Below are 25,246 nucleotides of genomic sequence, written 5' to 3'. Positions count from 1 at the left end.
CCTCCGCTACCAAATCTTCTTTAAAAACAAATACTTACCATTTTGCCGTCTTACGGGTGACGTCGGCGGCACTCCGGCATGGCTCCTGCAGCAACAGGTCCGAGAGCCCCTTTCGGGCGCAGATTTTCGCTGCCTTTGTGCCGGAATGGCGCGGGCGTGTTGCAGGATGGAGCAAATGAAGATTCTTCTTTCCCGAACCGGATTGACGCTCGGTGCGATCGCGGCAGTCGTTGCGGCGCTTGCACTTTATGCGTTTGTGGGTGCCTCGTCGGCCTATGCCTGCGCTGGCGGCAACGTGAACCAAAATTTCAATTCGAACTTCAATTCGAACTTCAATTTCAACAGCAATACCAACGTTAACGGCAACAGCAACTCGAACTCGAATTCCAATTCGTCGACGACCAGTCTGCGCGTCAGCGTCACAAGCTGAGTGCCAAAGGACCCCTCTGTCACCGAACTGTCAAAAAACTGTCACAAAAGCCGGAAGGGTGCCGCGTCACCATTTCCGGCTTTTGTCGTTGAGGCGGAGATAAGGCGGGGACAAGTCATGCCGGTATGCCCCTAGAAGGGGCAGGGATCGTGAAAGGTGCAAAACCGACCGTCCGCCGGGTGGCGAATCGTCAGTTCGGCGGCATGAAGCTGCAACCGGTCGGCCGCTTTCAGCGCTTCGTCATGGGCATAGAAATTGTCGCCGAGCACGGGGTGGCCCAGGCTCAGCATGTGCACGCGCAATTGATGCGAACGGCCCGTCAGCGGGCGGAGCATCAGGCGCGTTGACATTGCCTCGCGGTCCATCACGTTCCATTCGGTTTGCGCCGGCCTTCCGTTTTCATTGTCGATCATCTGTTTCGGACGGTTGGGCCAGTCGCAGGAAAGGGCCGCATCGACGCAGCCGCTCTCACCCATGACCCGGCCCCAGACGCGCGCGATGTAAATCTTCTGCGTCATGCGCCGCTCGAACTGCAAGCCGAGGTGGCGCTGCGCCTTGCGGTTGCGCGCCATCAGCACGATGCCGGATGTGTCCCTGTCGAGGCGATGGACGAGAAGCGCCTCGGGATCGGCGTCCCGCGCCCTTTTCTCCAGGCAATCGGCGAGGTCTGCTTCCTTGCCGGGAACCGTGAGCAGGCCGCTCGGCTTCGACAGGACCAGAAGGTCGTCGTCGCGATGGAGAACCGTCAGGTGCGGGTCCGTCGGCGGGGCGTAGTGAAAGGGGGCGGGGCGCATCAGGCGATCAATAATGCGGCGGTGGAGGTTCGGCGCCTTCGGGGGCGTCGGTGCGCTCCTCGACGGCCTGCACGCGACCGCCAAGCGCGCCGAGACGGCGGGTCAGGTCGTCGATCGCCTGCCATTGCCGGGCGACGAGTTCGTTCAGGTCCTCGATCTCGCGCTCGCGATGGGCAAGGCGGGCCTCCAGCGTGTCGATCCGTTCACTGAGGGACTTTACATCGGTCATCATTGTGCCTTGCCGACCAGTTTCCGTTTTTCGGCCGCGCTCAGTCTCTTGATCGCGTATTCCGCCTTGGAGGCCTCGGAGCGGTTGGCAAAGGCTTCCACCATCGCCAGCCGGACCGGCGGATAACTGCGTGTGAATTTCGCACCCCGGCCTTCGGCATGCAGCTTGTAGCGCGCCTCGGGATCGAGCGCGATGCCGGTGTAGAGCCTTCCGCCCGCGCATTCCAGAATATAAAGATACCAGGGCCTGTTCATGGCGAGTTCCGTTTTCACAGCGAGCGCAGCGGGGCTGTCAAATGCCATAATGGCGCAGTGACGGCCCCCGTCAAAAGGTGTTAGATGCCTGCCGGCCCAAGGGCACTCCATTCGATGAGACCTCGATGAAGAAAAGAAGAAGCGGTGCGCTGCGCGGGCTCGCGCAGGTGGGCACCCGCAAGAAGCCGGACGGAAGCACATTGGGCGAAGTCCTGGAGTCGCTTGGCGATCGCAGTTTCGGCTGGGGTTTCGTACTGGTCGGCCTTATCAACATGCTGCCGCTGCCGCCGGGCGCCAATCTCTTTCTCGGTTTGCCCGGCATTTTCATCGCCAGCCAGATGGCCCTTGGCCGACCTGCGCTGTGGTTGCCCGATCTCATAACGAAGCGAACTTTTTCCCGAAAGCGCTGGCGCGCCGGTGCGCTGAAGGCATTGCCGTTCGCCCGTCCGCTGTCGCGTATCATGCGGATGCGTATGCCGGGCGTGTTTCGGGGGCCGGCCGAACGTCCGCTGGGGGTGCTGCTGCTCGCAGCCGCGCTGGTACTTTGCCTGCCGGTGCCCCTGACGGGCTGGCTTCCCGCTATCTCGCTTTTCGTCGCCGGGCTCGGGCTTGTCGAGCATGACGGGCTTGTGGTCGGTATCGGCGCCAGCATCGCCGGCGCGGCGATCGGGGTGGCAATATTTGTCATCACCGCAATCTGGTTCGGCCTCAGCTATGCGGCGCAATAACGAAAATCATCCTCCCAAATCGTACTGACCGCCGCGCTCCACGCCGCGCTTGTAGGCCGGGCGGGCATGGATTGCATCGAGATAGCGATTGAGGTTGGGATAAGGCTTCATCAGGCCGAGCGAACGGGCCGCTTCCAGTATGAAGACGATCTGAAAATCGGCGCCGGTGAGCTCGTTGCCGACAAAGAAGTCCTTTGAGCCGATGGCTTTTTCCATATAGCCGAAATGATTGGCGATTTCGCTTTCGATGCGCGGGCGCAGGGGCGCGGCGGCTTCACCAAGGCGCATCGTATAGAGCGTCAGCATGACCGGCAGCATGGCCGAGCCTTCCGCGTAGTGCAGCCAATGAAGATACGGCACGAAATCGGGCGAGGTTTCGGCCGGCATGAACTTGCCCTTGCCGTATTTGCGGACCAGGTATTCGACAATGGCGCCCGATTCCGCAACCGGAGTGCCGCCATCGGTGATGACCGGCGACTTGCCGAGCGGGTGGATTTTCGTCAGCTCCGGTGGCGCCAGGTTGGTGGTCGCGTCGCGCTTGTAGCCAACGATCTCGTAGTCGAGGCCCAACTCCTCCAGCAGCCAGAGAATGCGCTGGGAGCGCGAATTGTTCAGGTGATGGACCGTGATCATTCGAGGGGGCCTTTCGGAGGGTGAGGACGCAACATTTTTCAGGCGTTGCGCCGCGACGAGGCGTATGGTTGACGGTGCAGGTATGCGCATCGATGCCGGCGCGGACAGTTCGCGCTCAGATCATGCGTTTTCAACAGGAGGTCGATTTTGGCCAAAGGTCAGAAGAAGAGCAACCGCGAAGCCAAGAAACCGAAGGCGGACAAGAACAAGAAAAAGGGCGCCGCTGCGCCAGCTTCGCCTTTCGCTGCCGCCAACAAGGCCGCTCCGGCGGGCAAGGGCGGCAAGAAATAAGGTTCCGGTCCGGCGTGCATGCATTGCGGCCTAGGACGTCCGCAATGCGTGCACGCTGAAGAGCTTCCGTTCGTCCATCCAGACTTCGAGCGGTTCCCAACCGGCATCGCGGGCAAGCGCCCGGAAACCCTCGACGCTGTACTTGTGTGAATTTTCGGTATGGATCGCTTCGCCCTCCGAAAAGCCGAAACGTTTCGTGCCCACGATCACCTCCTGCTCACAGAGGCTTACGAGGTGCATTTCGATGCGCTCGAGCTTTGCATTCCAGCGCGCCTCATGGTGGAAGCGGCCGAGTTCAAACGTTCCCCCCAGTTCCCGATTTATCCGTCGCAGCAGGTTGAGATTGAAATTCGCCGTCACGCCGGCCCCGTCATCATAGGCCGCGCGCAGCACGTCGACGTCCTTCACCAGATCGACGCCCACGATCATCACGGCGCCGCTGCCAAGCAAAGCGCGTGTGCCGGTCAGAAAGCCAACCGCTTCCGCACGGGTGAAATTGCCGATGGTGGAACCGGGGAAAAAGCCGGCCGTTGCATCCCATGTCACGCCCGAAAGCTCCGGCAGTGCGAAAGGCGCCGTGTAGTCGGCGCAAACCGGCGCGATACACAGATCGGAGAACATTTTCGCAAGATCGGCACTTGCCGCGACCAGATGCTCTCGCGAGATGTCGACCGGCAGATAGGCCGCCGGCCGATCCAGAGCCTTCAGCAAGAGACGAATCTTGATGCCCGCGCCGGAGCCGAATTCGACGAGGCGCGCTTTCGAACCCACAATATCCGCTATGTCGTGCGCGTATCGCTCCAGGATCTGCCGTTCCGTTCGCGTCGGATAATATTCCGGCAGATTGCATATATCGTCGAAGAGCCGCGAGCCGTGCCGGTCATAGAGAAACTTGCATGGCAGCGTTTTTTCAGGCCCCGAGAGGCCCTCGACAACGCTTGCCCGAAACTCTTCCAGCGACGGTTCGAGATCCTGAAGTTCCGCCAGACCTGTTTCAGTGCTCTTGCTCATGTATCCTCCGCCAGCCGGAGCCCGCTGAATTGCCACCGCGCGGCGGGTCCGAAGAAGTTTCTGTATGTCACGCGCTCATGGCCGGGCGGCGTTGCGCAGGAACGCCCCCGCAACACCATCTGATTGACCATGAACTTGCCGTTATATTCGCCGACCGCGCCATGCGCGGCGCGAAAGCCCGGATAGGGCAGGTAGCCGCTGCCGGTCCATTCCCAGACGTCCTGACAAAATCCGGGCACAAGAGGCCGGGGGTGCGGGTTCATGGCCGATGTTTGGCCATTTGCGGCCGCATGCATGCGGGCCGCCACTTCCCATTCCGCCTCGCTCGGAAGGCGTTTATCGGCCCATGCGGCATAAGCGGCCGCTTCGTAATAGCTGACATGCGTCACGGGCTCGTCTTCCCGGACAGGGAGGCGTCCATGCAACGTGTAGGTCGTCCATGCTGCGCCGTCGCGTTCCCAATAGGCAGGCGCTTCCCAACCGTTTTTCCGTACGGCATCCCAGCCGTCCGACAGCCAGAACTCCGGCTGTCTGTAGCCGCCATCGGCGATGAATTCGAGATATTCGCCGATACTCACCGGACGGTCCGCAATTCTCGCGTCATGAAGAAAGACGCAATGCTCCGGCCCCTCATTGTCGAACGCAAAGGTCTCGCCGGCGTGACCAAGCGTGTACTGGCCATTTGCGATTTCAAGCCAGCCCTGGCCCGGCGCGTTGTCGTTCGCCTCGGCGGCGGATTTTCCGGGGGGCAGGTAGAGGGGGCAGGTCGGATTCAAGGAGAAGGCGTGCTTGATGTCCGTCAGCAGCAATTCCTGGTGCTGCTCTTCGTGATTGAGTCCAAGCTCGATGAGCTGGGCCCATTCTTCCGCACCTGTGTCGATGAAGTTCAACATCGCCTCATCGACATGCGCGCGGTAAGCATCGATCTCGTTGACGCCAGGGCGCGACAGCATACCGCGCGCGGGACGCGGATGCCGCTCACCCACCGCCTCGTAGTATGAGTTGAAAAGATAATTGTAGGTTTCGTCGAAGACAGTATAGCCGCGAGCGTGGGGCCGCAGAAGAAATGTCTCGAAGAACCAGGTTGTATGCGCGCGGTGCCACTTGGCCGGGCTCGCGTCGGGCATGGACTGGATCGTCTGGTCTTCCGCGCTCAGGGGCGCGGCGAGCGCTTGTGTCGTGGCGCGGACGGACAGATAAAGCTTCCTCAGATCGGCAGAATTTTCAGTCCTGCCGCGAGGCTCCGTATTTCCGGGATTGCCGTTCGCATACGTTCTGGATTCAGCCATGGAAACCCCCTTGTATTCGGTCGTCCGGATTCATTTCCTGCATGAGCATGTAGGTATTTCGTCCGGATCTTGTAGGGTCAAATTCCTCGACCAGCGGATGCTATGTGAAGTTTATGCATGACGTACACCCCACAAACGAAAATGGCCGGGCGCGAAGCCCGGCCATTCGATCCGAGGAAGGATAAAGTCTTACGCCACCGTCAGGTTTGCAGCCGACGTCTTGCCTTTTTCGGTCACGAGTTCGTAGTTGACCTTCTGGCCTTCGTTCAGCGTGCTGAGGCCAGCGCGTTCCACGGCGCTGATGTGAACGAACACATCGCGGCCACCGTCGGACGGCTGAATGAAGCCGTACCCTTTCTGGCCGTTGAACCACTTCACGATACCTGTCGCCATCTCTTCAGTCTCCTCAAACGCATTTGCATGCGTCAATAACCACGCGCCTATCGCGCGGCGTCGTACAACCTGATCTTTTGGGAGTCTTGAAAGGGCCCGAAGGGCGGATCAGCCAAGCCAGGCCAAAATGTCGATTGCTCGTTCAGACAACAGGATAAGGGGCTTCAAGTCAACGGGTTTGTCCGCCGACAGCGGCCAAGGAACGGCGGAACTCTGCCGGAAAAGAGTTGATTTCAGCCGCGCCGGGCCAGCTTTTCCTGCAGTGTATCGAGCGCGCGATCGATCGCATCCTTGGCGTTCGCCGTCACGCCGCCACGTTCATATTGACGCTTCACAAGGTCTTCGATGCGGACGACCAGAAGGTCGATACTTTCGCCGTCCTGTTTTTGCGCATAGGAAGGCGTCGGTATGCGGTCCGCGTCCGCGTATTTGTCGAGCCAATCCTCGACGCGGCGCGCGGCATGGAGAACCCCATAAAATTGCCGCCCGGTTTCGCCGTCGCGATTGAAGAGCGAGACGAGCGCCGCGCCGAGCGAGATGGGAACCAGAACCACATCCTTGATGTTGTCGAGAATCAGCTTGCCCTGAAAGACGGCGACGTCGCGAAAGAGCGTCCAGCGGTCGATCCGGGCTTTCTCATCCCTTGCGGCGTTCCCGGCGGTGGCCGCGCCATCCGCCCTGTCAAAGGGCGGCTCTTTCACTTGTCGGCGCTTTTTCGAACAAAGGTCACGGCGTAGAAAGATTCGCCGTCGAAGAGATCCTTCGGCGCGCCGAGCCCCTCGATCATCTGGAATTTGCGCTGCACGATCTGGCCTTCCATGCGGTAGCCCTTCTCGCTCATGTTCCGGCGGTGGAACTCCATCGCGGCGGGGGTGAAATCGCGCGCGAGAACGGTAATGCGCTCGGGCTGGTCGCTGGTCTTCTCGTCGGCCATCGTTTGTCTCTAGCTCGTTTATTCGTCTGCAAGGGAGGCGCGCGCGAAGCGCGCCGCGGTTTTCGGGGGGCAGTATGGGGCGGGGGACAGGGCTTGTCGATAGGCCGGGCGCGTCAGAAAAGCGGCTGGGCGGGCCCGGTCAGGGAACTGACAAGCAGGCCGAGGCCAAGGAGAAGAATGAAGGCGCCGCCCGCGATCCGCAGGGTTCGTTCAAGGCGCTGCGTCCAGGGGCTGTCGATCCTGCCTGCGAGGCGAAGCGCGCCGTTCTTCGATGCGACCGTCAGAAGCGCCAGAGCCGAAACAGTGATCGCCGTTCCGACCGACATGGCGAAAGCCGACAGGACGCCAATGTGAAACGCACCCTGCGTTACCGAAAAAAGCAGCACCAGTATCGCGCCGCTGCAGGGACGCAGGCCGACCGACAGGATGACTGCGATCATGCCTTTCAGGCCATGCGCCTGACGGAGTTCGACCGGCGTCGGCAGATGCGCGTGATCGTGGCCGTGCTCGTGTGCATGGTCGTGCCGATGGTCATGCGCACGGGCGTGCGAAGGCTGAAACGCGCGCCATAGAAGCCAGGCGCCGACCCCGGCGATCAACAGAAAGCTTGCGCGTTCGACGATCGGCACGATATCGGCGGTGGCGCGCTGCGTCATGCCGAGCGCGACGGCAAGAAGGCCGACCACCAGGATCGCCGTCACGGCTTGCGCGAAGGCGGAGAGAAAGGCGATCACAATGCCGCGCTTCACTTCCCGCTCGTCGGCCAGCAGCCATGAGGTGACGATCACCTTGCCATGGCCGGGACCGGCGGCATGGAAGACGCCATAGAGGAATGAAATCGAGACGAGGCCCCAAGCGGCGGCCAGCGAACCCTGCAGATTGACGGCGCGGAGCGCACCGGCCATGGCACGGTAGTATTCCTGCTGCATGGCCATGATGTAGCGCATCAGCCCGGCAAAGAGGCCGGGTTCGGGCGGCGGGGCCTCGGCGCCCGGCATGGCGAAAGGGCTCTGGGCCAGCGCCTGTGTTGCGGCGAACACGGCGAAGGCCGTCAAGATCATCAGCACGGCTCTGGGGAAGCCGTTCATTGCGCAACCCGGCAAATCAGCGTCGCGGTGGCGGCGAACATCGCGCCCATTTGGGACTGGGCACCGGTGAAGGTGGTTTCGGGCAGCGTCGTCCAGACATTCTCGGCATTGGGCGTTTCAATCGATGCTTCGCAGCGATCGGCGGCGGCGCCGGCGATGCGCAACGGGTCCTTTTCGGTGTAGTCGATGGAGATGTAGTAGGACGGGTCGTAGACGCGGTATTTCGCCGGTGCGTCGGCTGTTGCTGCCCGCGGCTCGGCGATGGGCAATGTGAAGGTGAGCGTCAGGCGGCCGCTGTCTTCGTTCCATGCCGACCGGGCGTCGTGCGGTTCGCCGAAAGCGGCGGCCTCGCCGCCTTGCGTAACCTCGGTGAAGTACTGGAATTCCGCCAGGTTCGACATGTTGACCTCGGTCAGCGCCGCAAGGTCCTCCGGCTTGTAATCGCCACCCGGTTTTTCGAGGCCGTCAAGGGCAAAGGCCGAATAGAACTCGTCGAAAATCCAGGTGACGGTGACGGCGGCGAGGCGGCCCTCTTCGTCAACATGAGCTTCCGTCTTCAGGTCGACCCATACATGAGGATGCGCTGCAGCAGGGGCCAGCATTGCGAAGCCTGCCAGCAATGCGGCAACGAGCGGCAGAATACGCGCCGCCAAACCGGACCGAATCCTCAACATCGTCGAACGGTGCCCCGCAAGAAACTCATGGGCGGACACCCGGGCGAACCCGGATGCCCGCGGGATCGTCAGTAGCCTTCCAGCGATGCATAACGGTCGCGGTGGAAATTTCCGTCGCCGAAGCTTGCCGCCGCCACGCGGGCCCGCTTCATGAAAAGGCCGACATCGAACTGGTCGGTCATGCCCATGCCGCCATGCATCTGCAGGCCTTCATTGGTCATCAAGGTTGCAATGTCCGAAAGGCGGGCCTTGGTGAGGCTCGCGACCAGCGGCACATCGTTGCGTCGCGCTTCGAGCGCCGACAGCGCGTCGAGTACGACCGAGCGGCTGAGCTCGATTTCGGCGAAGAGAACCGCCATGCGGTGCTGCAGCGCCTGGAAGGAACCGATGACCTTGCCGAACTGCTTGCGTTCCTTGAGATAGGCGAGGGTCGTGTCGAAAACTTCCTGCACCAGGCCCAACATCTCGGCCGAGAGGCCGATGCGGGCGATGTCGAGCACCTGTTCCAGCACATCGATGCCGCCGTCGACCGAGCCGAGTACGGCGGTGGCCGGCACACTTACATTGTCTAACGAAATGTCGGCGGCATTGCGGCTGTCGACCATCAGCGTCCGCGTGACCTTGACGCCGTCCGATTTCGGGTCGACGAGGAAGAGCGTAATACCGGCGCGATCGTTGTCGTTGCCGCCGGTGCGGGCCGCCACGATCAGCTGGTCGGCGACATGGCCGTCGAGCACGAAGGTCTTTTTCCCCGAGATCCTGAAGGCCGAACCGTCGGCCGTGGCGCGGGTCGCGATGCGCGTCGGGTTGTGGTGCGGGCCCTCTTCGAGTGCCAGCGCCATGACCCGCTCGCCCGCCGCGATGGCCGAGAGGATGTCCTGGCGTTGCGTCGCGTTGCCGGCGAGCTGCACGGCCGAACCGCAAAGCAGCACGGTGGACACAAGCGGGCTTGCCGCCAGGGTGCGGCCGGACTGCTCGAGCACGAGACCGAGGCCGACAGGGCCAAAATCGGTGCCGCCGTATTTTTCGGAAATCATGATGCCGGCGAAGCCGAGGTCCGACATTTCCTTCCAGACCGCGCGGTCGAAGCCGATAGCGTCCTTCGTGTCGCGCAGCTTGCGCAGATTGGCGATGGGCAAACGCTCCTGAAAGAATTGCGTTGCGGTGTCGCGCAGGAGCTGCTGCTCCTCGGTGAGTACAAGTGCCATTTCGTTTCTATGTCTTTTGCTGTTTCTGTGAATTGGCCAAGGCGCGCCGGCGGGTGCGCCTGAATTCCCTTGCCGCGTTGTTCAATCGGGCAGGCCGAGGACGCGTTTCGACACGACGTTGAGCTGCACCTCGCTGGTGCCGCCCTCGATCGAGTTGCCCTTGGAGCGGAGCCAGGAACGGGTGACGCCGATTTCGTCGCCGGAAAAGCCTTCGCCTTCCCAGCCGAGCGCCTTCGTTCCCATGATTTCGAGCAAGAGCTCGAAGCGGCGCTTGTTGAGCTCGGTGCCGTAATATTTGAAGATCGATGTGGCGGCGCCGGGGCCTTGCCCCGCTTTCGCTTCTTCCGCCGAGCGTTGCATTGTCAGCGCGAAGGCCTTGCCGTCCATCTTCTGACGGGTGATGTGGTCGCGCAGCGAGGGGCTTGCCACGCGGCCGCCGACTTCGCCGTAATAGTCCTTGGCCGCCTGTTCGAGGCCGCCAAGGCCCGAGCCCGAGCCGACACCGCCGAGACCCATGCCCGAAATCATTTCGCGCTCGTGCTGCAGCAGGCGCTTGGCGATGGTCCAGCCCTTGTTGAGCTCGCCGACCAGATTGTTCTTCGGCACCTTCACATCGGTGAAGAAGGTTTCGCAGAAAGGCGAGGCGCCCGAAATCATGGAGATCGGGCGGGCCTCGACGCCCGGCGTCGTCATGTCGAAGAGCAGGAAGCTGATGCCGTCGTGCTTCTTCGAGGGGTCCGTGCGGACCAGGCAGAAAATCCAGTCGGCCTTGTCGGCATAGGAGGTCCAGATCTTCTGGCCGTTGACGAGGTAGTGGTCGCCCTTGTCCTCGCATTTGGTCATCAGGCCGGCGAGGTCGGAACCCGCGCCCGGCTCCGAGTAGCCCTGGCACCAGCGAATTTCGCCGCGCACGATTTTCGGCAGGTGTTCCTTTTTCTGCTCCTCATTGGCGAATTCGAGAAGCGCCGGCCCGAGCATCCAGATACCGAAGCTCGACAGGGCGGGCCGCGCCTTGATGCGGCGCAGTTCCTGCTGGAGGACCTGGTTTTCCTCTTTCGAGAGGCCACCGCCGCCATATTCCTTCGGCCAGGTCGGCGCGGTCCAGCCGCGTTCGGCCATGCGGTCGAGCCAGAGCTTCGCCTCGGGGTTCGTGAATTTGGCGTTGCGGCCGCCCCAGACGGTGTCGTCCTCGGAAGTCATCGGGGTCCGCATCGAGGGCGGGCAGTTCTCCTCCAGCCAGGCCCTTGTTTCCTGACGGAATTTTTCCAGCGCTTCCATGGAAGTCTCTTTCTTGAGGGGTTCGATTTCGATTGGCGACAGCATAGCAACCGGTCCCGGCGTGGCAACCGGCATTGGCGGGTGAGGGGCGCCGCTCTTCCGGGTGAAAGCGGCGTCCCGGTCAGGCCGCGTTGGGGCGGCCGGCGCCGCGCATTATGGTGCCCGGCGGCTCGCGGCCCTCGGCGAAGGCGTCGAGATTGACGGCGATCGATTGCCAGCGGCGGATGTCGGAGCCTTCCGTATGGGCCGAGCAATGCGGCGTCATGATCAGGTTGTCGAGTTCATGGAAGGGAAAGCGCGAGGGGCGCGGGTTTTCCTCAGGCGTGCCACCGGGAAGGGGGCGGCCGGGATAGATGTACCAGGTGTCGATGGCCGCTCCCGCAATCCGCTTTTCGGTGAGTGCCTTGTAGAGCGCTTCCTCCTGGATGACGGGCCCGCGCGCCACATTGATGATGAAGGCCGAGCGCTTCATGCCTGCGAAGGAGGCTGCATCGATCGCGTGGCGGGTTTCGTCGTTGAGATCGCAGGCAAGCAGGATGTAGTCGCTCTCGGCCAGGAAACGACCCATGTCGGCGCGGGTGCCGATCCAGTCGAGCGGTGCGGGCGTCTTGTCGCGCGGGCTGCGCGCGATGGCGACGACATGCATGCCGAAGGCGGCGGCGCGTGTCGCCGCCTCGCGGCCGATATTGCCGTAGCCGAAAATGCCGAGCGTCTTGCCATGGACCTCGCCATGGAGCGCTTCCGGGTCGCGGCTCGTGCCCTGATATTTCCACGAGCCGCCGCGAAAGCTCGCATCAAGCTTGCGAAAGCCGATTTCCCATTCGAGCAGGCTCGCAATCGAAAACTCCGCCATCGCCTGTTCATGGCCCTGCGCGTTGCAGATGTAGCAGCCTTGCGGCAGTCCTTCCGGTTTCAACCAGTCGAAACCGGCAAAGGGAAGCTGGAAGAGACTGAGCTTCCGTGCTTTCGGAATCAGACCGAAGGCGCCGCCTGAAACCAGCGCGTCGCTGCCGACGACGACCGCATCGGCATCGCGCATCAGCGCTTCGCCCTTGTCGAGCGGCTCGCCGGGAAGCCAGAGCCCCGTTTCCCATTTCGAGTTCAGGCGCGCTTCCATGTGGGCGCGGTTGTCGGCGCAGGTCTGGCCGAGCAGGGCGAGCTTCAAGGACATCGGGGCTCCGGCGGTTCAGGATTTCAGATAGCGCGCGACGTCCGGCCGCTCGCGCAGTTGCCGCGCCCATTTGCGCAACACACCGGCAAGGCGTGGTTCCTCGACGCCGAGTTGCGCCATAGCGACGCCGCCATTGACGCTTTCGCGATAGTCGGAAATCAGCCCGTCGCGGAGTTCGAAGCGGCTCATGCCGTCGATGACGACCTGATTGCCTTCATATTGCGGCAGTGTCGAAATGAATTTCGACAATGACCAGGCGTAGCCCAGATTGCCGTTGCAGACGGGATCGATCATGCGCCAGTCGTAGTCACGCGCGTCACGGTGGAAGAGTTCCTCCAGCATGTGGGCGATCTCGTCGCGGCCCTTGTGATCGCCGTAAATGTAGTCGTGATAGACGCCGTCCTCGGTGAAGCAGGCGGCGAAGGCCTTGCCGTCGCCGGCCGTGGCGGCGGCGGAGAAACGCGCGAGCAGGCTTGCAAATTCGTCACCGGTCATCGCGTTTCTCCCCCAGTCTATGCCGCGCCGAGTTCGCGCTTTGCGAATTCGGTGACGGTCTTGTAGTCGGCCTTGCCGTTCGGCGCGCGGAAGGGAACCGTGCCGATCAGGATGCGCTTCGGCGTCTTGTAGCCCGCCAACGCTGCCCGCACATGCGCGCGCAAGGCTTCCTCGTCGAAAGCGGCGCCATTGTTGAGCTTGACGACGCCGGTGACGGCCTGGCCCCATTTCTCGTCGGGCAGGCCGACGACAAGCGCATCCTCGATCGAGGGATGGGTCTTCAGCACTTCCTCGACTTCTTCCGGATAGACCTTTTCGCCGGCGGTGTTGATGCAGGCCGAACCGCGGCCGAGGAGCGTCAGCGTGCCGTCGGGTTCGACGGTGCACCAGTCGCCGGGGATCGCGTAGCGTTCGCCGCGTACGGTCTTGAAGGTGCGGGCGCTTTTCTCCGGGTCCTTGTAGTAGCCGACCGGGATCGGTGCGCCGAGCGCGATGAAGCCCGGCTTGCCGGAACCCGGCTCGATCAGCTCGTCGTTCTCGTCGAAGACCTTGCAGCGTTCGCCGATCTGGAATTTCGCGGTGGCGATTTCGCCGTCCTTCGTCATCAGCGACGATCCGAGGCCGACCGCTTCCGAGGCGCCGAAGCTGTCGGTCATGATGGCGTTCGGCATGTATTTCAGGAGGCCGCGCTTCACCTCGGTCGACCACATGACGCCCGAGGAGATGATGGTGACGATGCTCGAGAGATCGTATTTGCCGGGTGCTTCCTCGAGCGCGCGCAACATCGGTTTTGCAAAGGCGTCGCCGACGATCGCGACCTGCTGGACCTTGTTGCGGTCGACCTCCGCCCATAATTCGTGCGGGTCGAGCGACTGGTTGTCGAGCGTGACGACGCAGCCGCCGGAGACCATGTTGCCCATGGCGGTCAGGAGGCCGGTGCCGTGCATCAGCGGGCAGGCCGGGATCATCGGGCCGGCGGGGCCGGTTTCCTTGATCGCCGCGACAAGGGCGGGAAGCGATTCCGGCACGGGGCCGAGGCGGCGCAGCGCCGCGAGCTGCACCTCGCGCAGATCGTCGTGACGCCACATCACGCCTTTCGGCATGCCGGTGGTGCCGCCGGTGTAGATGAAGAGCAGATCGTCGGGCGAGCGCGCGATGCCGAGCGGCGCGCCGTCTCCGGTGTTTGCCAGCGTTTCGTAGCGTTCTGCGAAGGGCGCGATGTCGCCGCCGTCATTGACCTCGATGAAGGTCTGGACCTTGGTCAGGCGCGGCCGGATCTCCTCGATAATGTCGCGGAACTCGCTGCCATAGACGACCGTCTGCGCGTCCGAATTATCGAAGATGTAGAAGACTTCGTCGGGCTTGTAGCGGTAGTTGACGTTGACGTGGGTCAGGCGTGCCTTGAAGCCGGCGGCGAGCAGTTCGATATATTCCGGCCGGTTGCGCATGTAGAAGGCGAGCTTGTCGCCGGGCTTCGCGCCACGTTCGATCATGGCGCGGCCGAGATTGTTGGTGCGCTTCGTCGTCTCGCCCCAGGTGATGCGGCGGGCTCCATGAACGAAGGCCGGCGCGTCCTGCGGCAGCACGGGTGAAATGGCGTCGAGAATGTCGCCGAAGTTCCAAGGCATGTTTTCCCTCCCGGAAAGCGTGTTCTGGCGGCCCCCGGCGCGGCGACCGGGCAGGCTCAGTTCTTTTGCGGGCAATATAGGGAGGAAATCGCCAGCGGTCATCCGGCATGCCCTGCCGTTGCGGCAAGGGGGCTAGCAAGGAAGGCCGGGCATTTCGTCCTTGCTCGCCACCAGACATTTGGCGGTCGTGCCGCCGGCGCCGGCGCCGGCGCGGAGCAGGCGGTCGATCGCCTTCTTGAAGCGTCCGTCGACGCGGATGGCGACATTGGGATTGAGGTTGCCGCTATAGGGCCGGCCCGAGGGATGGGTGATCGCGTTCGATGCCTGCGAATTGACGGCGATCATGTAGCTGACGCCGCCGTCGCGCAAAATGAGGGGGCCGCCCGACCAGCCCGGCATCATGTCGCAATCATGGTTCAGGACCCGCGGGTCGAAGCGGTTGAGATGGGAGCTGCGCTTGCGCACCGGGCCGCAATCGTCGGACATCTGCAGCGGGCCGCGCTCTCCATTGTGGCCGGCGAGAATGAACCGGCTGCCCGCCTCCCTGAGGGCGACGGCCGCCTTGTCGTCCACCACCCGGGGCCGAAGCCGTTCGAGACCGTCGGACAGGCGGCGGTCGAGCACGGCCACGGCCCAGTCGTTGTGCCAGTCGCGGTCGCGATAGGGCGTGTGGCTGCCGCTTTCGATGAAAACGATGTTGGCGGCCTCTCGGGGGCTCCCATGGGGCCGGAACCTGCACCGCGTCAGGCGGCCGCGATGGCCGATAAAGACATGAGCGGCCGAGGCGATGACGTCGTAGTTGCGATCGGCCGGCAAGAGGGGCGAGGCAATCAGCACGCCGGTCGGGCGCCGTGTGGTGTCCTCGCAGACGATGACGCCGACACCGCTCAGGCCGTCCTCGGGGCGGATGTCGCGGCGGTCGTCATGGCTGAATATGTTGGCCTCGGCCATGTCCGTGAGGAGCAGCATCGAGATGCCGAGACCGGCCGCGCAGACCGTCAGCCAGCCTTTGCCGTTCGTCGGGCGCATTCAGTGCCTCCGTGGCGTTGGGGCTTGCCGGCGGCGAGATTAGCACAGGCGACGCTACGTCAATGAACAACAGCTTGTGATCGGGTGCGGCGGCGGACGGTCCAGGCGGCGATCCTGAGGCCCAGCGCCAGAAAACCGAGGCCGGTGATGACGATGAAGATGGCCCTTGGCTCGGGCGGCGTTTCGCTCGCAAGGCGGCCGACATAGGAATTCATGAAAATCAGCCAGACATAGGCGATACCCGTCAGGTGCAGGCGGCGCCAGATTTTGGGACCGAGCCTACGGACCGACCAGTCGTTGGAGGTCAACGCCATCAGCGCGATGAAGACATAGGCACCGCCGCCGCCAATGATCGTTACGAGGTCCGGCGCTTCGCCGATGGCGATGAGGAGCGACGTCAGCGCGCCGAGATGCAGGAAATGGGCGAGCGCGAAGGAAAGGCCGAGGTAACGCCGCTTGCGCTTCAGCCAGCGCGTCAGATTGTTGGGGAAAAGCTGCGCCAGGGCGCCGGCGGCGAAGACGGTAACGAAGATCAGGAAGGAAAAGCGGGCCGTGTAGCGGGTGACGTGAAGGAGACCATCCTCGCCCCAGCCCCAAATAGTGAGGCTGCCCGCCACAATGGCTGCAACCCCGGCCAGCACAGCGGCGAAGAGCCACCAGGGGATTTGCCTGCCGCCCATGCGGGACGATGCTGTGCCTGCAACCGCGCCGTCGGTCATTGTTTCGCCCCCGAATTTTTCATACAAGCTGTATGAGATACAGCCTGTATAATCCGAAAACGTGTTTCATACAAGCTGTATGAATGGAAACCATGACCCGAGCGTCGCCCGCCAAACGCCCCTCGAAAAACCGCGAGAAGCTGCTCGGCGCGGCGCGGCGGCTGTTCGGCGAAGCGGGCTACGCGGCAGTCGGCACGGAAGATGTCGCGCGGGCGGCGGGTGTCACGCGGGGCGCCCTCTATTACCAGTTCGTCGACAAGCGCGATCTCTTCCGGGCCGCCTTCGTGCAGGTTCTCACAGAGGCGGGGCAGGAGATTTTCGACGAAACGATGAAGCGCGTCAGGCATGACCACGAAGACCTGCAAGTCGGCACACAGGTCATGCTGGAAATTTTCGGCCGTCCCGATGTAAAGCAGATTGTGCTGATGGATGGCCCCGCAGTGCTTGGCTGGACCGCGTGGCGAGAGGTGCAGCGTCCATTCCACCTTGCCCTTATCGGGCATGCGCTTCAACATCTGGTGGATGAAGGGTTCATCGCCGATCAGCCTCTGGAGCCACTTGCCGATGTGATTTCCGGCGCCGCGATGCAGGCGGCTCTGGCAATTGCGAATGCGACGAACACCGATGAAGCACGCACGGTTTACAGCGCCAGTCTCATGCAACTTCTGGGGCGGTTGGCCGGCCCGTCGAATTTCTGAGGTTCTGGTGACAAAAAAACGGAACAGCCAGATCGCAGCGACGCGTTATCGCCCGTTCGGGGATCCAGCGGTCGCCGCGGTCTTCAAGCGGTATCCGCCGGATATTCGGCGGCGTCTGATGTCTCTTCGGCAACTGATCTTCGATACGGCGCGCAAGACCGAAGGTGTCGGGGAATTGAACGAAACACTGAAATGGGGACAGCCGGCCTACCTCACCTCGGCGAGCGGCAGCGGCAGCACCATTCGCATCGACGCCCTGAAGGGCGAGGAGGGCGGATACGCTCTCTATGTCCACTGCCAGACCAGCCTTGTCGACACTTTTCGGTCCATCTATGGCGATGTGCTGACATTCGGCGGCAACAGATCGATTCTCTTCGACGCGAAGAACACAGTTCCCGAGGCGCCGCTCCAGCACTGCATTCGGCTGGCGTTGACCTACAAACTGACGATGACAGGCTCAAGACGGAAATCCAGCGGATAGAAAAAGGGCGGCTTCCGCAGAAGCCGCCCCGGTTGTTGTCGCGACGTGCCTGTCACTCGGCCGCCGACATGCGGTCCAGCGAGTAGGCGCCGCCGCCCTGGCCGTTGAGCTGGCGCAGGAGCTTGATGCCTTCCTCGGCGATGTCGTCGCCGATCATGCGGTCGCCCTCGCCATAGAGTTCCTTCATGTCGATGAAGGCGGCGTAGTTCATGGCCGTGCGGTCGGTGATGATGCCGGCCTTCAGCAGCGTCTTGATCAGCACACGGAAGATGTTGGAGCTTTCCTGCATGCTTTCGCGGATGTTCTTGTCGGTCAGCGCTTCCATGTAGGCGCCCTGCACCCATTCCCAGTCGAGCCCAACAGCGTCGTAGATGTGCTTCTTCTGCTCGGGCGAGCCCAGATTGTAGAGCAGCACCTGGAAGACTTCCCAGGCCCAGTCCTCGATCGCGTTGCGCTGTTCGGGGTCGAGGTTCGGGATGGTGCGGTCGGCCCAGATCTTGCCGAATTTGTGGTGGAAGGCCTCGTCCGTCATCGTGAGCTGCATCAGCTTCACCATCAGCGGATCGCGGCCCCATTTGTAGAAGGAGGCGAAGGCGCCCATCGCGAGGCCCTCGACCAGCATCTGCATGCCGACGAGCTTCTTCCAGACGAGCGGCGTGTTGACGAGTTCGGTCAGGATGTCGCCGAGCGCCGGGCCGACGGGCACGGGCTTGCCCCAGCGGGCCTTGATGTAATTCGAGAAACCGGCCACATGGCGCGCTTCCTCGCGCGTCTGGTTGGCGGCGTATTCCTGCGCGCCCGGATCCTTCAGGATGTGGCAGAGGCTCGCCGACAGGGCCAGCGCGCCCGCTTCGCCGTGCAGGATCGAGGAGAGACCCCATTGCACGTCCATGTTGACGAGCTTGATCTTCTGCTTCTCGTCGAGCTTGTCCTTGACGGCCGTTTTCAGATCGGTGTTCTGCTCGGGATCGATGAGGTACTCGTTCTCCATGTCGAAAGGCGTGGAGAAATCGATGTACTTCGTGTCCATCGGATCCCAGAAATGATCGTGGGTCGCGGAGATGATCTTGTCGAAGGCGGTGGAACGCTTGCCGTAGCGGTCGACCTCCATCATTGCCGGGAAGTCGTCCGGCGCGACGGCCTCATAGGCCGAGTCCACCGTGATATTGGTCGTGATCTTTGTCATCTCTCCTCCTACCCTGTTGCGGAATACCGGCCTCCGGCACTCCACTCCGATGGCTTCCATTGAATATCAATATAGAGGCAGGGGTTAACGGATGCAAAAAATAATGACGCATCTGTCATTTTTTCGGAATAGTGAGCCGGGAGGCGACGGGCGGTTCAAGTCATTGAAATTCAAATGAAAAATTGGGGAGACGGGCAATGAAGAGTGGAGCGGTCGAGACGGCGCATGGCCGCCTGAGCTATCTGGACAGTGGCGGGGCAGGGCCGGCTGTCCTGTTCATCCACGGCAATTCTTCCTGCAAGGAGATATTCGGCCGCCAGCTCGATAGCGAGATCGGTGCGCGTTACCGCTGCATCGCTTTCGACCTGCCGGGGCATGGGCAAAGCACCGATGCGCCGGAGCCGGAGAAGACCTATTCGATCCACGGCTTCGCCGACGCAACGATGGCATTTGCCGCCGCGCTCGGCATCGAGCGCGCGGCCGTGGTCGGCTGGTCACTCGGCGGCCATGCGGCGCTTGAAATGATGGTGCGCTGGCCGGGAACGATTGCCGCCTGGATCACCGGCACACCGCCGGCCGGGCCCGTCGACATGCAGCAGGCGTTTCTGCCGTCGGAACACATGGCGCTGACATTCGCCGAAAGTTTCACGTCCGAGCAGGCGGCGATTTATGCGCAGGAAACGATCGGCGCGGGCGTGGCGCTGGAGCCGTGGATGATCGAAGGATGCCGTCGCGCCGACGGGCGCTTCCGTCCGCTGATGCTGCAATCCGTTGCGGCAGGGCTCGACATGGACGGACGCGAGATTGCGGCGACATCGCCGCTGCCGCTCGCCGTCGTATCGGGCGCCGATGAACCCTTCGTCAACAACGCGTTCCTGACAAGCATCAGCTACCGCAATCTCTGGGACGGCAAGGTGCATATTCTGGACGGGTTGGCGCATATGCCGTTCTGGCAGGCGCCGGAGCGCGTCAACCCGCTGCTGTCGCGGTTTCTGGCGGAGGTGACGTGAGGCGTCAGGCGGCTGGATCGCCGGCGCTGCGTGTCGCAAGCCGGCGTGTCGGCGAAGGGCCGCGATAACCAGGCGTTTCGACAAAATGGATCGGTTTCGAAACGGCCGCGACGATCGCCTCATAAAGAACGGAGGCCGATAGCGGTTTCGGGAGATAGTCGGTGACACCTTGGTCCCGCGCATGGACGATGCTCTCGCGACCTATATGACCGGAAATCATCAGGATCGGCACATCGGGATTGGCGCCTTCGGCGGCGCCCGCCGCGCGCATGCTGCGGGTCATTTCGTAGCCGTCCATCGGCTGCATTGCGCCATCCGTGATGACGATATCCGGCCGATGTTCGACGAAGGCGTCGAGACCCTTGAGGCCATCATGCGCCTCGACGATCTGTTTCACGCCCATCGACTCGAGCAGGGCGGCCAGCAACCGGCGCATCTCGGCGCTGTCCTCAACGACGAGAACCTTGAGCTTGCGGAAGAATTCGGCATCGGCCTTTGTCGGCACAGGTGTCATCCCTGATGCCTCCGTGCGGACGTGCTTGCCGCGATAAGCTTTTGCAGCGCGTTGAGCGTCTCGAGCGTGATTGCCGGGTCGGCGCCGGGGCTTTCGAGCGCTTCGCGGATGGCATCCAGATGGAAGTGAAAGACGGTGTCGTCCTGCCACGCCCGCGCGCCGGCATTTTCGATATAGCCGCAGAGTGAATTTGCGAAACGGCCGACCATCGGATGGCCGAACGTGCCGGCGAGGCCGCGCATGTCATGGACAATGGCATAGAGCCTGCCGCGCGCTTCCGTGTCGCCGCCGCAGGCGGGTTCGACCAGCGTCAGCAGCGTACCGAGCTGTTCACGGAGCGCATCGCCGTATCGCGCTTCGAGACCCTTGATCGTCGTTTGCATCTGGTCGAGGACGCGGGGATCGAGACGCATCGGCGCAACATAATCGGTGCCAAGCTTGCGTTCAGCTATCGACGGCACACGAACGAAACGCACCTCAGGCGGTGTCTCGTTTTTCGATCCTGTGTGACTTTTCTTGCTGCGGTCGGTCATCGGTCAATTCCTTAGAGAAGTGCCACGACACCACGACGGTCGATGCCGTCGAAAGGCTGATTGCGCCGGCGGCGGTCTGGGCCTCGATAGGTAGGTGTTTCAACGAACTGACGCGGCCGGTCGATCACCTGGATCAACCGCTGGTAAAGACTGCGGGCGGAAATGGGCTTGGAGAGAAACTCAGTGATGCCAATATCGCGCGCGCGTTCGATCGAAGCGAGATCCGTGTGACCCGAGATCATGATGATCGGGACCATGCCGAGTGCGCCGCCCGTGATGTTGCGCAGTCTTTCGGCGAAGACGAAGCCGTCGACAGGCAGCATTGCCGCGTCGGTGATGACGATGTCGGGTTCGTGCCGCCGAAACAGCTCCCAGGCCTCGGCGCCCTCGGCAGCCACATGGACGTTGGCAACACCCAAGGCCTTCAAGAGCGTCATCAGCAGATGACGCATATAGGCGCTATCGTCGACCACCAGGACGGTCAGTTTCTTGAATATCGATTGCGTCATGTCCCCACCCGGATATGAAACGGAAAAATAGCGGTCTGGCGGGTTCGCACCGCGCTCCGGCCATCCGTTTCAACCTTTACCGACGTCAACCTTAATGGGCGTTCCTTAAGAAAAAGGAACCGTCGGGGAAGCGAGATTGACAAATTTGTCAGGGAAACCGGCCGTTTTCCAGCTAAGCGCGTGCCGTTACGAGCCAGACTGCACCACCCATGACCACGCGTTCGGCGTCGGCGTGATGCGCAAGCGCTTCGCGCACGGCGTCGAGAGTTCTGGCGCGCTGGCTCTCGTTGAGTTCTTTGAAAATGCGTGCCAAAGGACCGATGTCCATCGTCTGTTGCAGAGCGTCGCCAAGGGGATCGGCGCCACCGCCGACAGCCAGCTCCGCATCGAACGGTTCGATTTCTATCGCCTTGTAGCCCGCATCCGTCAGAACACCGCGAAAGCGGTCGGGATCGTCGAAGGCAAAGGGTCCCGGCGCGCCGGGTATGGCCGGTTCCTGTTTTGGTATATGCGGCAATGCGGCGAAGAGCGGTATGGAAATCCAGGGGTTCTCCTTCATCGTCCGCCAACAGACGAAGGCGATATGGCCATCGGGCGCCAACGCCTTGCGCATATGTGTGAAGGCCGAAACCTGGTCGCGGAAAAACATGATGCCGAAACGCGAGGCAAGAAGATCGAAAGAGCCGGGTGCGAATGCATGTGTGGCCGCGTCTGCAAGCATGAATTCAGCGGTGCTCTCCAACGCGGTGGCGCGGTGCCGCGCCCGTGCAATCATGGGAGCGGAGATGTCGACACCGATCGTCCGCCCGCCCGCGCCGGCGCGGCTTGCCAGGTCGAAGGTGGTCGCGCCGCAACCGCAGCCGATATCCATGATCCGATCGCCGGACTCGACCGCACCGATCTGCAGCAAGGCATCCGAGAAGGGCCGCAGCATGCCGTCGAGCTTGTCCTGATAGCGCGCCCAGCGTTCGCCGGCGTCGCCGTTCCAGTACTCGATTTGCTCGGCATTGGGGCCGTCGTTCGACAGGCGTTTGTCGGCGGTGTGCGGCGTCATTTCTCGACCTCCCGGATTTTGAGGTCATGCTAGCACAGGATTCGCGACGGCCGGTACGGTCAGGCGTTTGCGTCGTCTTCCCCGGCGCGGCCGGTCCGCCCTTCGCCGTTCAGACGGTCGGCGAGCGCCCGGAGCTTTTCTTCGACCGCGCCCATGCCGAGTTCGTACTCGACATCGCGCCCGGGTGCGTCATCGACATCCACGGCGTCGATGCCGGTCGGGAGTTGCGTCTCGACCGGATGGGAACCGGCGATGGCGATCAGGCGAGCCAGGCGGTCGGCGATCAGTGCCGCGTGATCGGCGAAGCGTTCGGCGGCGCCGGCCGCCAGCGAGCGCGCGGCGTCGATTTCCGCGGAGATGGCGTCGATCTCGGCGTCGTCGGCAAAGGCGCTGCGCGGTGGCGAGAGGGAGAGGCCGCCCGGGCCGGTCGTCAGATTGACAATCGGGATGGAAACGCCGGCGCGTTCCTCGCCATCCAGCGCGATTTCGAAACTCGTGTGCTGTCCGCCGATCCGGCGGCCACAAATGAGATTGATGCGATTATGCGAGGCCGAACCTACTATGGCGTCGATCTCGGCGCGAAGGTCATCGTACCGGTCGGCCAGCAGTGCGCGGCGGCCGATATCGGCGCTTCGGCCGGCATCGGCCACCAGATCGGCGGCTTCGCGCATTCTTTCGGTTACGGCGTCGATAGCGAGTACGGCCGTTTCGATGGTGCTGAGGGCGGTGGCGATGCGCTGGCCGAGTTCGGCCGCCGTCAGCGAGCCCGACGCGGTGGCGGTGCTGCGCAAGGCGCGTTTGAGCGCCGCCGGCGTCACCCGCGGCGTTTCCTCCGGCGTCGGCGGTTCCAGTTTCCGCCGCGCGATCAGACGTGCAAAAAGACTCATATCGTTCCGCCTGTCCGGCGCAAAGGCGCGCCCCGGGGGAGACTATCGCGGTGATGGTTGACGAGGTCTAAAGGCGCCCGGAGCGATATACCGTGCTAGATTGGGGCGATGTCCGATTTTCGAGTCCTTCTCTGGAAGATTGCCCGGCCGCTGGCGCGGCTTTACTGGCGAATCCGGCGGCCGTTGACGGCTGGCGTGCGCGCGATGGTGTTCGACCGGGAGGGCCGTGTCCTGCTGGTCCGGCATACCTATATCGCCGGCTGGTACCTGCCCGGTGGTGGCGTCGAACGCGGGGAGACGATGTTGACCTCCCTCAAGCGCGAACTCGACGAGGAGGTGGGGGTACTGGTTCGCGGCGAACCGAAACTTGCCGGACTCTACGCCAATTTCCGCGAGTTCAAATCCGACCACGTCGCGCTTTATGTAATCGACCACGACACGTATGAGCACGTGCCGCGCAAAAGCGCGGAAATCGCCGAAGCCGGCTTTTTCGCTCCGGGTGAGTTGCCGGGGGATATCAGTGCCTCGACACGCCGTCGTATCGTGGAGGTTATCGAGGGGCACGGGCCGGACGAATTGTGGTAGCGCTCAGAGTGCCGGTGTGCGCTCGGCCCAGGGTTTTGCTTCCTCGAGTTGTGCGGCAAGACGGAACAGCGTCGCCTCGTCGCCGAACCGGCCGGTAAACATTGTGCCAATGGGCAGGCCGGTCGCATTCCAGTTGAGCGGCATCGACATCGAGGGCTGACCCGTCATGTTGGCGATGGCGGTGCCTGGCATGTATTCGTAGCTGACGCGCATATATTTCCCGACATCTTCCGACATCATGTCGAGCGATCCGAGGGGGATCGGCGGCACGCCGAGCGTCGGGCTCATGAAGACGTCGCAGGTTTCGTGGAAGGCGGCCATCTGGCGGCCGAGGCGGTGGATGAAGAGCGTCGCTTCGGCATAATCGGTCGCGTTGCGTGCTTCGGCACCTTTCGCGATCAGCCATGTGATGTGTTCGACATCGTTCGGCGTCACCTCGCGACCGAGCGCCATGGCGCGCTGGCGGAAGGTCAGCCCTGTGTTGGCGCCGACAATCGTCGCCTGATGGCGGCTGATTTCCTCGCGGTTGAGAACTGGGGCCGCTTCCTCCACATGATGGCCGAGGTTTTCGCAGAGTTCGGCCGTCTCCCTGACCGCGGCAACGACATCGGGATGGCAGACCGAACCGTCAGAGCGTTGCGTCGTGAAGGCGATGTGCAACCGGCCAGGCTTGGCGCCCACCTCCTGGAGAAAGGACCGCGCCTGAGCCGGCGCCGCATAGGGATCGCCCGGCGCATCGCCAGCCGTTGCGTCGAGCGCGGCGGCGCTGTCGCGTACCGTCCGCGAAACGACGTGAGAGATCGACAACCCCGCCCAGCCTTCGCCACGATCGGGGCCCATCGGTGTGCGGCCACGCGTCGGTTTCAGGCCGAAGAGGCCGCAGGCGGCGGCGGGAATGCGGATCGAGCCGCCGCCGTCGCTGGCGTTGGCAAACGGAAGAATGCCGGCTGCGACCGCAGCTGCGGCGCCGCCTGACGAACCGCCGGCCGAATGCGCCAGGTTCCATGGATTGCGTGTCGGCCCATAGAGGCGTGGCTCGGTGGTGCCGGCAAGACCGAATTCGGGTGAATTGGTCTTGCCGAAAATGACAAGGCCGGCTTTCAGATAGCGGTCGGTCAGCGTCGAATTGTGATCGGCGACATTGCCGCCGAACAATGCAGAACCATAGGTCGTCACGGTGCCGTCGAGCAGCAGGTGCAGGTCCTTCAACAAAAAGGGCACGCCGCTGAATATGCCTTCGGGCAGACCTTTTGCAATTTGCGCCCGCGCTTCGTCGTAGTGTTTCATCACGACGGCGTTGATTTTCGGATTGATTTTCTCGGTACGGGCAATGGCTTCGTCGAGCAGTTCGGCGGCGCTCACATCGCCGCGCTTGACGAGGGCGGCAAGGCCCAGACCGTCATATTTATCGTAGTCCCGGAAACCACCCATTTGCCGCTATCCCCTTTTTCCATCTTGCTTTTCTGCCCTCGATCTTAGGGAGGGTGCAGGTGTCCGCGCCATGATTTTTTTC

32 protein-coding genes are annotated in these 25,246 nt (G+C 62.7%); 7 read left to right on the top strand and 25 right to left on the bottom strand.

Annotated elements, in window-relative coordinates:
• The coding region (locus WEB61_RS08445; RefSeq protein WP_368063895.1) for a hypothetical protein at positions 1-430 on the top strand (430 nt) is incomplete at its 5' end.
• Positions 431-561: 131 nt separating this feature from the next.
• On the opposite strand, the gene WEB61_RS08440 is transcribed toward WEB61_RS08445, so the two are convergent.
• From WEB61_RS08440 to WEB61_RS08430, 3 genes are read right to left on the bottom strand one after another with little or no spacing between them, the layout of a single operon-like run.
• The gene (locus WEB61_RS08440; RefSeq protein WP_368063894.1) at positions 562-1,224 is read right to left on the bottom strand and encodes a pseudouridine synthase; all 663 of its coding nucleotides are present in this window, start codon (positions 1,222-1,224) and stop codon (positions 562-564) included.
• Between the two features lie 7 nt (positions 1,225-1,231).
• A complete protein-coding gene (locus tag WEB61_RS08435) occupies positions 1,232-1,456 on the bottom strand; it encodes a SlyX family protein (RefSeq protein ID WP_368063893.1) in 225 nt (74 codons plus the stop codon).
• The gene (locus WEB61_RS08430; protein ID WP_368063892.1) at positions 1,453-1,707 is read right to left on the bottom strand and encodes a GIY-YIG nuclease family protein; all 255 of its coding nucleotides are present in this window, start codon (positions 1,705-1,707) and stop codon (positions 1,453-1,455) included. Before WEB61_RS08430 ends, WEB61_RS08435 begins: the two co-directional genes overlap by 4 nt.
• Before the next feature lie 125 nt (positions 1,708-1,832).
• On the opposite strand from WEB61_RS08430, the gene WEB61_RS08425 reads away from it, so the two are divergent.
• A complete protein-coding gene (locus WEB61_RS08425; RefSeq protein ID WP_368063891.1) occupies positions 1,833-2,435 on the top strand; it encodes an exopolysaccharide biosynthesis protein in 603 nt (200 codons plus the stop codon).
• Between the two features lie 6 nt (positions 2,436-2,441).
• Here WEB61_RS08425 and WEB61_RS08420 read toward each other — a convergent pair whose 3' ends face one another.
• Positions 2,442-3,068: a glutathione S-transferase family protein gene (locus tag WEB61_RS08420; protein WP_368063890.1), complete on the bottom strand. Its 627-nt coding sequence runs from the start codon at positions 3,066-3,068 to the stop codon at positions 2,442-2,444.
• 147 nt (positions 3,069-3,215) lie between these two features.
• Here WEB61_RS08420 and WEB61_RS08415 point away from each other — a divergent pair, with 147 nt between their 5' ends.
• On the top strand, positions 3,216-3,359 hold the full coding sequence (locus WEB61_RS08415; RefSeq protein ID WP_368063889.1) for a hypothetical protein: 144 nt from the start codon (positions 3,216-3,218) through the stop codon (positions 3,357-3,359).
• Positions 3,360-3,389: 30 nt separating this feature from the next.
• Here the strand turns inward: WEB61_RS08415 and egtD are convergent, their stop codons facing one another.
• From egtD to WEB61_RS08345, 14 genes are all read right to left on the bottom strand, one after another.
• Complete coding sequence (gene egtD, locus WEB61_RS08410) at positions 3,390-4,370, bottom strand: L-histidine N(alpha)-methyltransferase (RefSeq protein WP_368063888.1); 981 nt, start codon at positions 4,368-4,370, stop codon at positions 3,390-3,392.
• Complete coding sequence (gene egtB / locus WEB61_RS08405) at positions 4,367-5,659, bottom strand: ergothioneine biosynthesis protein EgtB (RefSeq protein ID WP_368063887.1); 1,293 nt, start codon at positions 5,657-5,659, stop codon at positions 4,367-4,369. Before egtB ends, egtD begins: the two co-directional genes overlap by 4 nt.
• Before the next feature lie 189 nt (positions 5,660-5,848).
• The gene (locus tag WEB61_RS08400) at positions 5,849-6,052 is read right to left on the bottom strand and encodes a cold-shock protein (RefSeq protein ID WP_304734018.1); all 204 of its coding nucleotides are present in this window, start codon (positions 6,050-6,052) and stop codon (positions 5,849-5,851) included.
• 233 nt (positions 6,053-6,285) lie between these two features.
• Positions 6,286-6,753, bottom strand: coding sequence for a hypothetical protein (locus tag WEB61_RS08395; RefSeq protein WP_368063886.1), 468 nt, complete (start codon positions 6,751-6,753; stop codon positions 6,286-6,288).
• Positions 6,750-6,986: an AMP nucleosidase gene (locus WEB61_RS08390; protein WP_368063885.1), complete on the bottom strand. Its 237-nt coding sequence runs from the start codon at positions 6,984-6,986 to the stop codon at positions 6,750-6,752. Before WEB61_RS08390 ends, WEB61_RS08395 begins: the two co-directional genes overlap by 4 nt.
• Positions 6,987-7,099: 113 nt before the next feature.
• A complete protein-coding gene (locus tag WEB61_RS08385; RefSeq protein WP_368063884.1) occupies positions 7,100-8,074 on the bottom strand; it encodes a nickel/cobalt transporter in 975 nt (324 codons plus the stop codon).
• Positions 8,071-8,727 carry a DUF1007 family protein gene (locus WEB61_RS08380; protein WP_368063883.1) on the bottom strand — a complete coding sequence of 219 codons (657 nt, stop codon included), beginning with the start codon at positions 8,725-8,727 and terminating at the stop codon, positions 8,071-8,073. Before WEB61_RS08380 ends, WEB61_RS08385 begins: the two co-directional genes overlap by 4 nt.
• Positions 8,728-8,816: 89 nt before the next feature.
• The gene (locus WEB61_RS08375; protein ID WP_368063882.1) at positions 8,817-9,956 is read right to left on the bottom strand and encodes an acyl-CoA dehydrogenase family protein; all 1,140 of its coding nucleotides are present in this window, start codon (positions 9,954-9,956) and stop codon (positions 8,817-8,819) included.
• 81 nt (positions 9,957-10,037) lie between these two features.
• Positions 10,038-11,234 (bottom strand): acyl-CoA dehydrogenase family protein, encoded by a 1,197-nt coding sequence (locus WEB61_RS08370; protein ID WP_368063881.1) that lies wholly within the window; start codon positions 11,232-11,234, stop codon positions 10,038-10,040.
• Between the two features lie 121 nt (positions 11,235-11,355).
• On the bottom strand, positions 11,356-12,405 hold the full coding sequence (locus tag WEB61_RS08365; protein ID WP_368063880.1) for a 2-hydroxyacid dehydrogenase: 1,050 nt from the start codon (positions 12,403-12,405) through the stop codon (positions 11,356-11,358).
• A 15-nt stretch (positions 12,406-12,420) separates the two neighbouring features.
• The gene (locus tag WEB61_RS08360; protein ID WP_368063879.1) at positions 12,421-12,900 is read right to left on the bottom strand and encodes a nuclear transport factor 2 family protein; all 480 of its coding nucleotides are present in this window, start codon (positions 12,898-12,900) and stop codon (positions 12,421-12,423) included.
• A gap of 17 nt (positions 12,901-12,917) precedes the next feature.
• Positions 12,918-14,528, bottom strand: coding sequence for an acyl-CoA synthetase (locus WEB61_RS08355; protein ID WP_368063878.1), 1,611 nt, complete (start codon positions 14,526-14,528; stop codon positions 12,918-12,920).
• A gap of 132 nt (positions 14,529-14,660) precedes the next feature.
• Positions 14,661-15,557 carry a serine protease gene (locus WEB61_RS08350; protein WP_368063877.1) on the bottom strand — a complete coding sequence of 299 codons (897 nt, stop codon included), beginning with the start codon at positions 15,555-15,557 and terminating at the stop codon, positions 14,661-14,663.
• Positions 15,558-15,616: 59 nt separating this feature from the next.
• Positions 15,617-16,276: a hypothetical protein gene (locus tag WEB61_RS08345; RefSeq protein ID WP_368063876.1), complete on the bottom strand. Its 660-nt coding sequence runs from the start codon at positions 16,274-16,276 to the stop codon at positions 15,617-15,619.
• Between the two features lie 83 nt (positions 16,277-16,359).
• Between WEB61_RS08345 and WEB61_RS08340 the strand changes: the two genes are divergently transcribed.
• Both WEB61_RS08340 and WEB61_RS08335 read left to right on the top strand, forming a co-directional pair.
• Positions 16,360-16,974 (top strand): TetR/AcrR family transcriptional regulator, encoded by a 615-nt coding sequence (locus WEB61_RS08340; RefSeq protein ID WP_368063875.1) that lies wholly within the window; start codon positions 16,360-16,362, stop codon positions 16,972-16,974.
• Between the two features lie 118 nt (positions 16,975-17,092).
• A complete protein-coding gene (locus WEB61_RS08335) occupies positions 17,093-17,455 on the top strand; it encodes a DUF1801 domain-containing protein (protein ID WP_368063874.1) in 363 nt (120 codons plus the stop codon).
• A 52-nt stretch (positions 17,456-17,507) separates the two neighbouring features.
• Here WEB61_RS08335 and WEB61_RS08330 read toward each other — a convergent pair whose 3' ends face one another.
• Entirely contained in the window at positions 17,508-18,641 is a 1,134-nt protein-coding gene (locus tag WEB61_RS08330; RefSeq protein WP_368063873.1) for a ferritin-like domain-containing protein, read from the bottom strand.
• Between the two features lie 197 nt (positions 18,642-18,838).
• Between WEB61_RS08330 and WEB61_RS08325 the strand changes: the two genes are divergently transcribed.
• Positions 18,839-19,651: an alpha/beta fold hydrolase gene (locus tag WEB61_RS08325; protein ID WP_368063872.1), complete on the top strand. Its 813-nt coding sequence runs from the start codon at positions 18,839-18,841 to the stop codon at positions 19,649-19,651.
• Positions 19,652-19,655: 4 nt separating this feature from the next.
• Here WEB61_RS08325 and WEB61_RS08320 read toward each other — a convergent pair whose 3' ends face one another.
• The 5 genes from WEB61_RS08320 to WEB61_RS08300 all read right to left on the bottom strand — a co-directional run bounded on the left by WEB61_RS08320 (position 19,656) and on the right by WEB61_RS08300 (position 23,148).
• Positions 19,656-20,165 carry a response regulator gene (locus WEB61_RS08320; protein ID WP_368063871.1) on the bottom strand — a complete coding sequence of 170 codons (510 nt, stop codon included), beginning with the start codon at positions 20,163-20,165 and terminating at the stop codon, positions 19,656-19,658.
• Entirely contained in the window at positions 20,162-20,698 is a 537-nt protein-coding gene (locus WEB61_RS08315; protein ID WP_368063870.1) for a hypothetical protein, read from the bottom strand. The genes WEB61_RS08320 and WEB61_RS08315 overlap by 4 nt, the downstream gene beginning before the upstream one ends.
• A gap of 11 nt (positions 20,699-20,709) precedes the next feature.
• Positions 20,710-21,207 carry a response regulator gene (locus WEB61_RS08310; protein ID WP_368063869.1) on the bottom strand — a complete coding sequence of 166 codons (498 nt, stop codon included), beginning with the start codon at positions 21,205-21,207 and terminating at the stop codon, positions 20,710-20,712.
• A gap of 172 nt (positions 21,208-21,379) precedes the next feature.
• The gene (locus WEB61_RS08305; RefSeq protein ID WP_368063868.1) at positions 21,380-22,261 is read right to left on the bottom strand and encodes a class I SAM-dependent methyltransferase; all 882 of its coding nucleotides are present in this window, start codon (positions 22,259-22,261) and stop codon (positions 21,380-21,382) included.
• Between the two features lie 59 nt (positions 22,262-22,320).
• Positions 22,321-23,148, bottom strand: a complete 828-nt coding sequence (locus WEB61_RS08300; protein ID WP_368063867.1) for a hypothetical protein — start codon at positions 23,146-23,148, stop codon at positions 22,321-22,323.
• Between the two features lie 108 nt (positions 23,149-23,256).
• On the opposite strand from WEB61_RS08300, the gene WEB61_RS08295 reads away from it, so the two are divergent.
• Positions 23,257-23,733, top strand: a complete 477-nt coding sequence (locus tag WEB61_RS08295; protein WP_368063866.1) for an NUDIX domain-containing protein — start codon at positions 23,257-23,259, stop codon at positions 23,731-23,733.
• A gap of 3 nt (positions 23,734-23,736) precedes the next feature.
• Here WEB61_RS08295 and WEB61_RS08290 read toward each other — a convergent pair whose 3' ends face one another.
• Positions 23,737-25,164, bottom strand: coding sequence for an amidase (locus WEB61_RS08290; protein ID WP_368063865.1), 1,428 nt, complete (start codon positions 25,162-25,164; stop codon positions 23,737-23,739).
• Between the last annotated feature and the right edge of the window lie 82 nt (positions 25,165-25,246).

It is taken from the genome of Parvibaculum sp. (assembly GCF_040882025.1).
Classification (GTDB): Bacteria; Pseudomonadota; Alphaproteobacteria; order Parvibaculales; family Parvibaculaceae; genus Parvibaculum.
This window is presented reverse-complemented; position numbering and strand designations above follow the sequence as displayed.

What these genes read in the sequence shown, in the direction of transcription:
- WEB61_RS08330 (WP_368063873.1), bottom strand. Translation starts at nt 18,641, where the DNA reads ATGACAAAGATCACGACCAATATCACGGTGGACTCGGCCTATGAGGCC.
- egtB (WP_368063887.1), bottom strand. Translation starts at nt 5,659, where the DNA reads ATGGCTGAATCCAGAACGTATGCGAACGGCAATCCCGGAAATACGGAG.
- WEB61_RS08320 (WP_368063871.1), bottom strand. Translation starts at nt 20,165, where the DNA reads ATGACACCTGTGCCGACAAAGGCCGATGCCGAATTCTTCCGCAAGCTC.
- WEB61_RS08295 (WP_368063866.1), top strand. Translation starts at nt 23,257, where the DNA reads ATGTCCGATTTTCGAGTCCTTCTCTGGAAGATTGCCCGGCCGCTGGCG.
- WEB61_RS08440 (WP_368063894.1), bottom strand. Translation starts at nt 1,224, where the DNA reads ATGCGCCCCGCCCCCTTTCACTACGCCCCGCCGACGGACCCGCACCTG.
- WEB61_RS08400 (WP_304734018.1), bottom strand. Translation starts at nt 6,052, where the DNA reads ATGGCGACAGGTATCGTGAAGTGGTTCAACGGCCAGAAAGGGTACGGC.
- WEB61_RS08370 (WP_368063881.1), bottom strand. Translation starts at nt 11,234, where the DNA reads ATGGAAGCGCTGGAAAAATTCCGTCAGGAAACAAGGGCCTGGCTGGAG.
- WEB61_RS08365 (WP_368063880.1), bottom strand. Translation starts at nt 12,405, where the DNA reads ATGTCCTTGAAGCTCGCCCTGCTCGGCCAGACCTGCGCCGACAACCGC.
- WEB61_RS08425 (WP_368063891.1), top strand. Translation starts at nt 1,833, where the DNA reads ATGAAGAAAAGAAGAAGCGGTGCGCTGCGCGGGCTCGCGCAGGTGGGC.
- WEB61_RS08390 (WP_368063885.1), bottom strand. Translation starts at nt 6,986, where the DNA reads ATGGCCGACGAGAAGACCAGCGACCAGCCCGAGCGCATTACCGTTCTC.
- WEB61_RS08375 (WP_368063882.1), bottom strand. Translation starts at nt 9,956, where the DNA reads ATGGCACTTGTACTCACCGAGGAGCAGCAGCTCCTGCGCGACACCGCA.
- WEB61_RS08355 (WP_368063878.1), bottom strand. Translation starts at nt 14,528, where the DNA reads ATGCCTTGGAACTTCGGCGACATTCTCGACGCCATTTCACCCGTGCTG.
- WEB61_RS08420 (WP_368063890.1), bottom strand. Translation starts at nt 3,068, where the DNA reads ATGATCACGGTCCATCACCTGAACAATTCGCGCTCCCAGCGCATTCTC.
- WEB61_RS08430 (WP_368063892.1), bottom strand. Translation starts at nt 1,707, where the DNA reads ATGAACAGGCCCTGGTATCTTTATATTCTGGAATGCGCGGGCGGAAGG.
- WEB61_RS08350 (WP_368063877.1), bottom strand. Translation starts at nt 15,557, where the DNA reads ATGCGCCCGACGAACGGCAAAGGCTGGCTGACGGTCTGCGCGGCCGGT.
- WEB61_RS08360 (WP_368063879.1), bottom strand. Translation starts at nt 12,900, where the DNA reads ATGACCGGTGACGAATTTGCAAGCCTGCTCGCGCGTTTCTCCGCCGCC.
- WEB61_RS08300 (WP_368063867.1), bottom strand. Translation starts at nt 23,148, where the DNA reads ATGAGTCTTTTTGCACGTCTGATCGCGCGGCGGAAACTGGAACCGCCG.
- WEB61_RS08305 (WP_368063868.1), bottom strand. Translation starts at nt 22,261, where the DNA reads ATGACGCCGCACACCGCCGACAAACGCCTGTCGAACGACGGCCCCAAT.
- WEB61_RS08325 (WP_368063872.1), top strand. Translation starts at nt 18,839, where the DNA reads ATGAAGAGTGGAGCGGTCGAGACGGCGCATGGCCGCCTGAGCTATCTG.
- WEB61_RS08345 (WP_368063876.1), bottom strand. Translation starts at nt 16,276, where the DNA reads ATGACCGACGGCGCGGTTGCAGGCACAGCATCGTCCCGCATGGGCGGC.
- WEB61_RS08290 (WP_368063865.1), bottom strand. Translation starts at nt 25,164, where the DNA reads ATGGGTGGTTTCCGGGACTACGATAAATATGACGGTCTGGGCCTTGCC.
- WEB61_RS08385 (WP_368063884.1), bottom strand. Translation starts at nt 8,074, where the DNA reads ATGAACGGCTTCCCCAGAGCCGTGCTGATGATCTTGACGGCCTTCGCC.
- WEB61_RS08340 (WP_368063875.1), top strand. Translation starts at nt 16,360, where the DNA reads ATGGAAACCATGACCCGAGCGTCGCCCGCCAAACGCCCCTCGAAAAAC.
- WEB61_RS08315 (WP_368063870.1), bottom strand. Translation starts at nt 20,698, where the DNA reads ATGACCGACCGCAGCAAGAAAAGTCACACAGGATCGAAAAACGAGACA.
- WEB61_RS08435 (WP_368063893.1), bottom strand. Translation starts at nt 1,456, where the DNA reads ATGATGACCGATGTAAAGTCCCTCAGTGAACGGATCGACACGCTGGAG.
- egtD (WP_368063888.1), bottom strand. Translation starts at nt 4,370, where the DNA reads ATGAGCAAGAGCACTGAAACAGGTCTGGCGGAACTTCAGGATCTCGAA.
- WEB61_RS08335 (WP_368063874.1), top strand. Translation starts at nt 17,093, where the DNA reads ATGTCTCTTCGGCAACTGATCTTCGATACGGCGCGCAAGACCGAAGGT.
- WEB61_RS08310 (WP_368063869.1), bottom strand. Translation starts at nt 21,207, where the DNA reads ATGACGCAATCGATATTCAAGAAACTGACCGTCCTGGTGGTCGACGAT.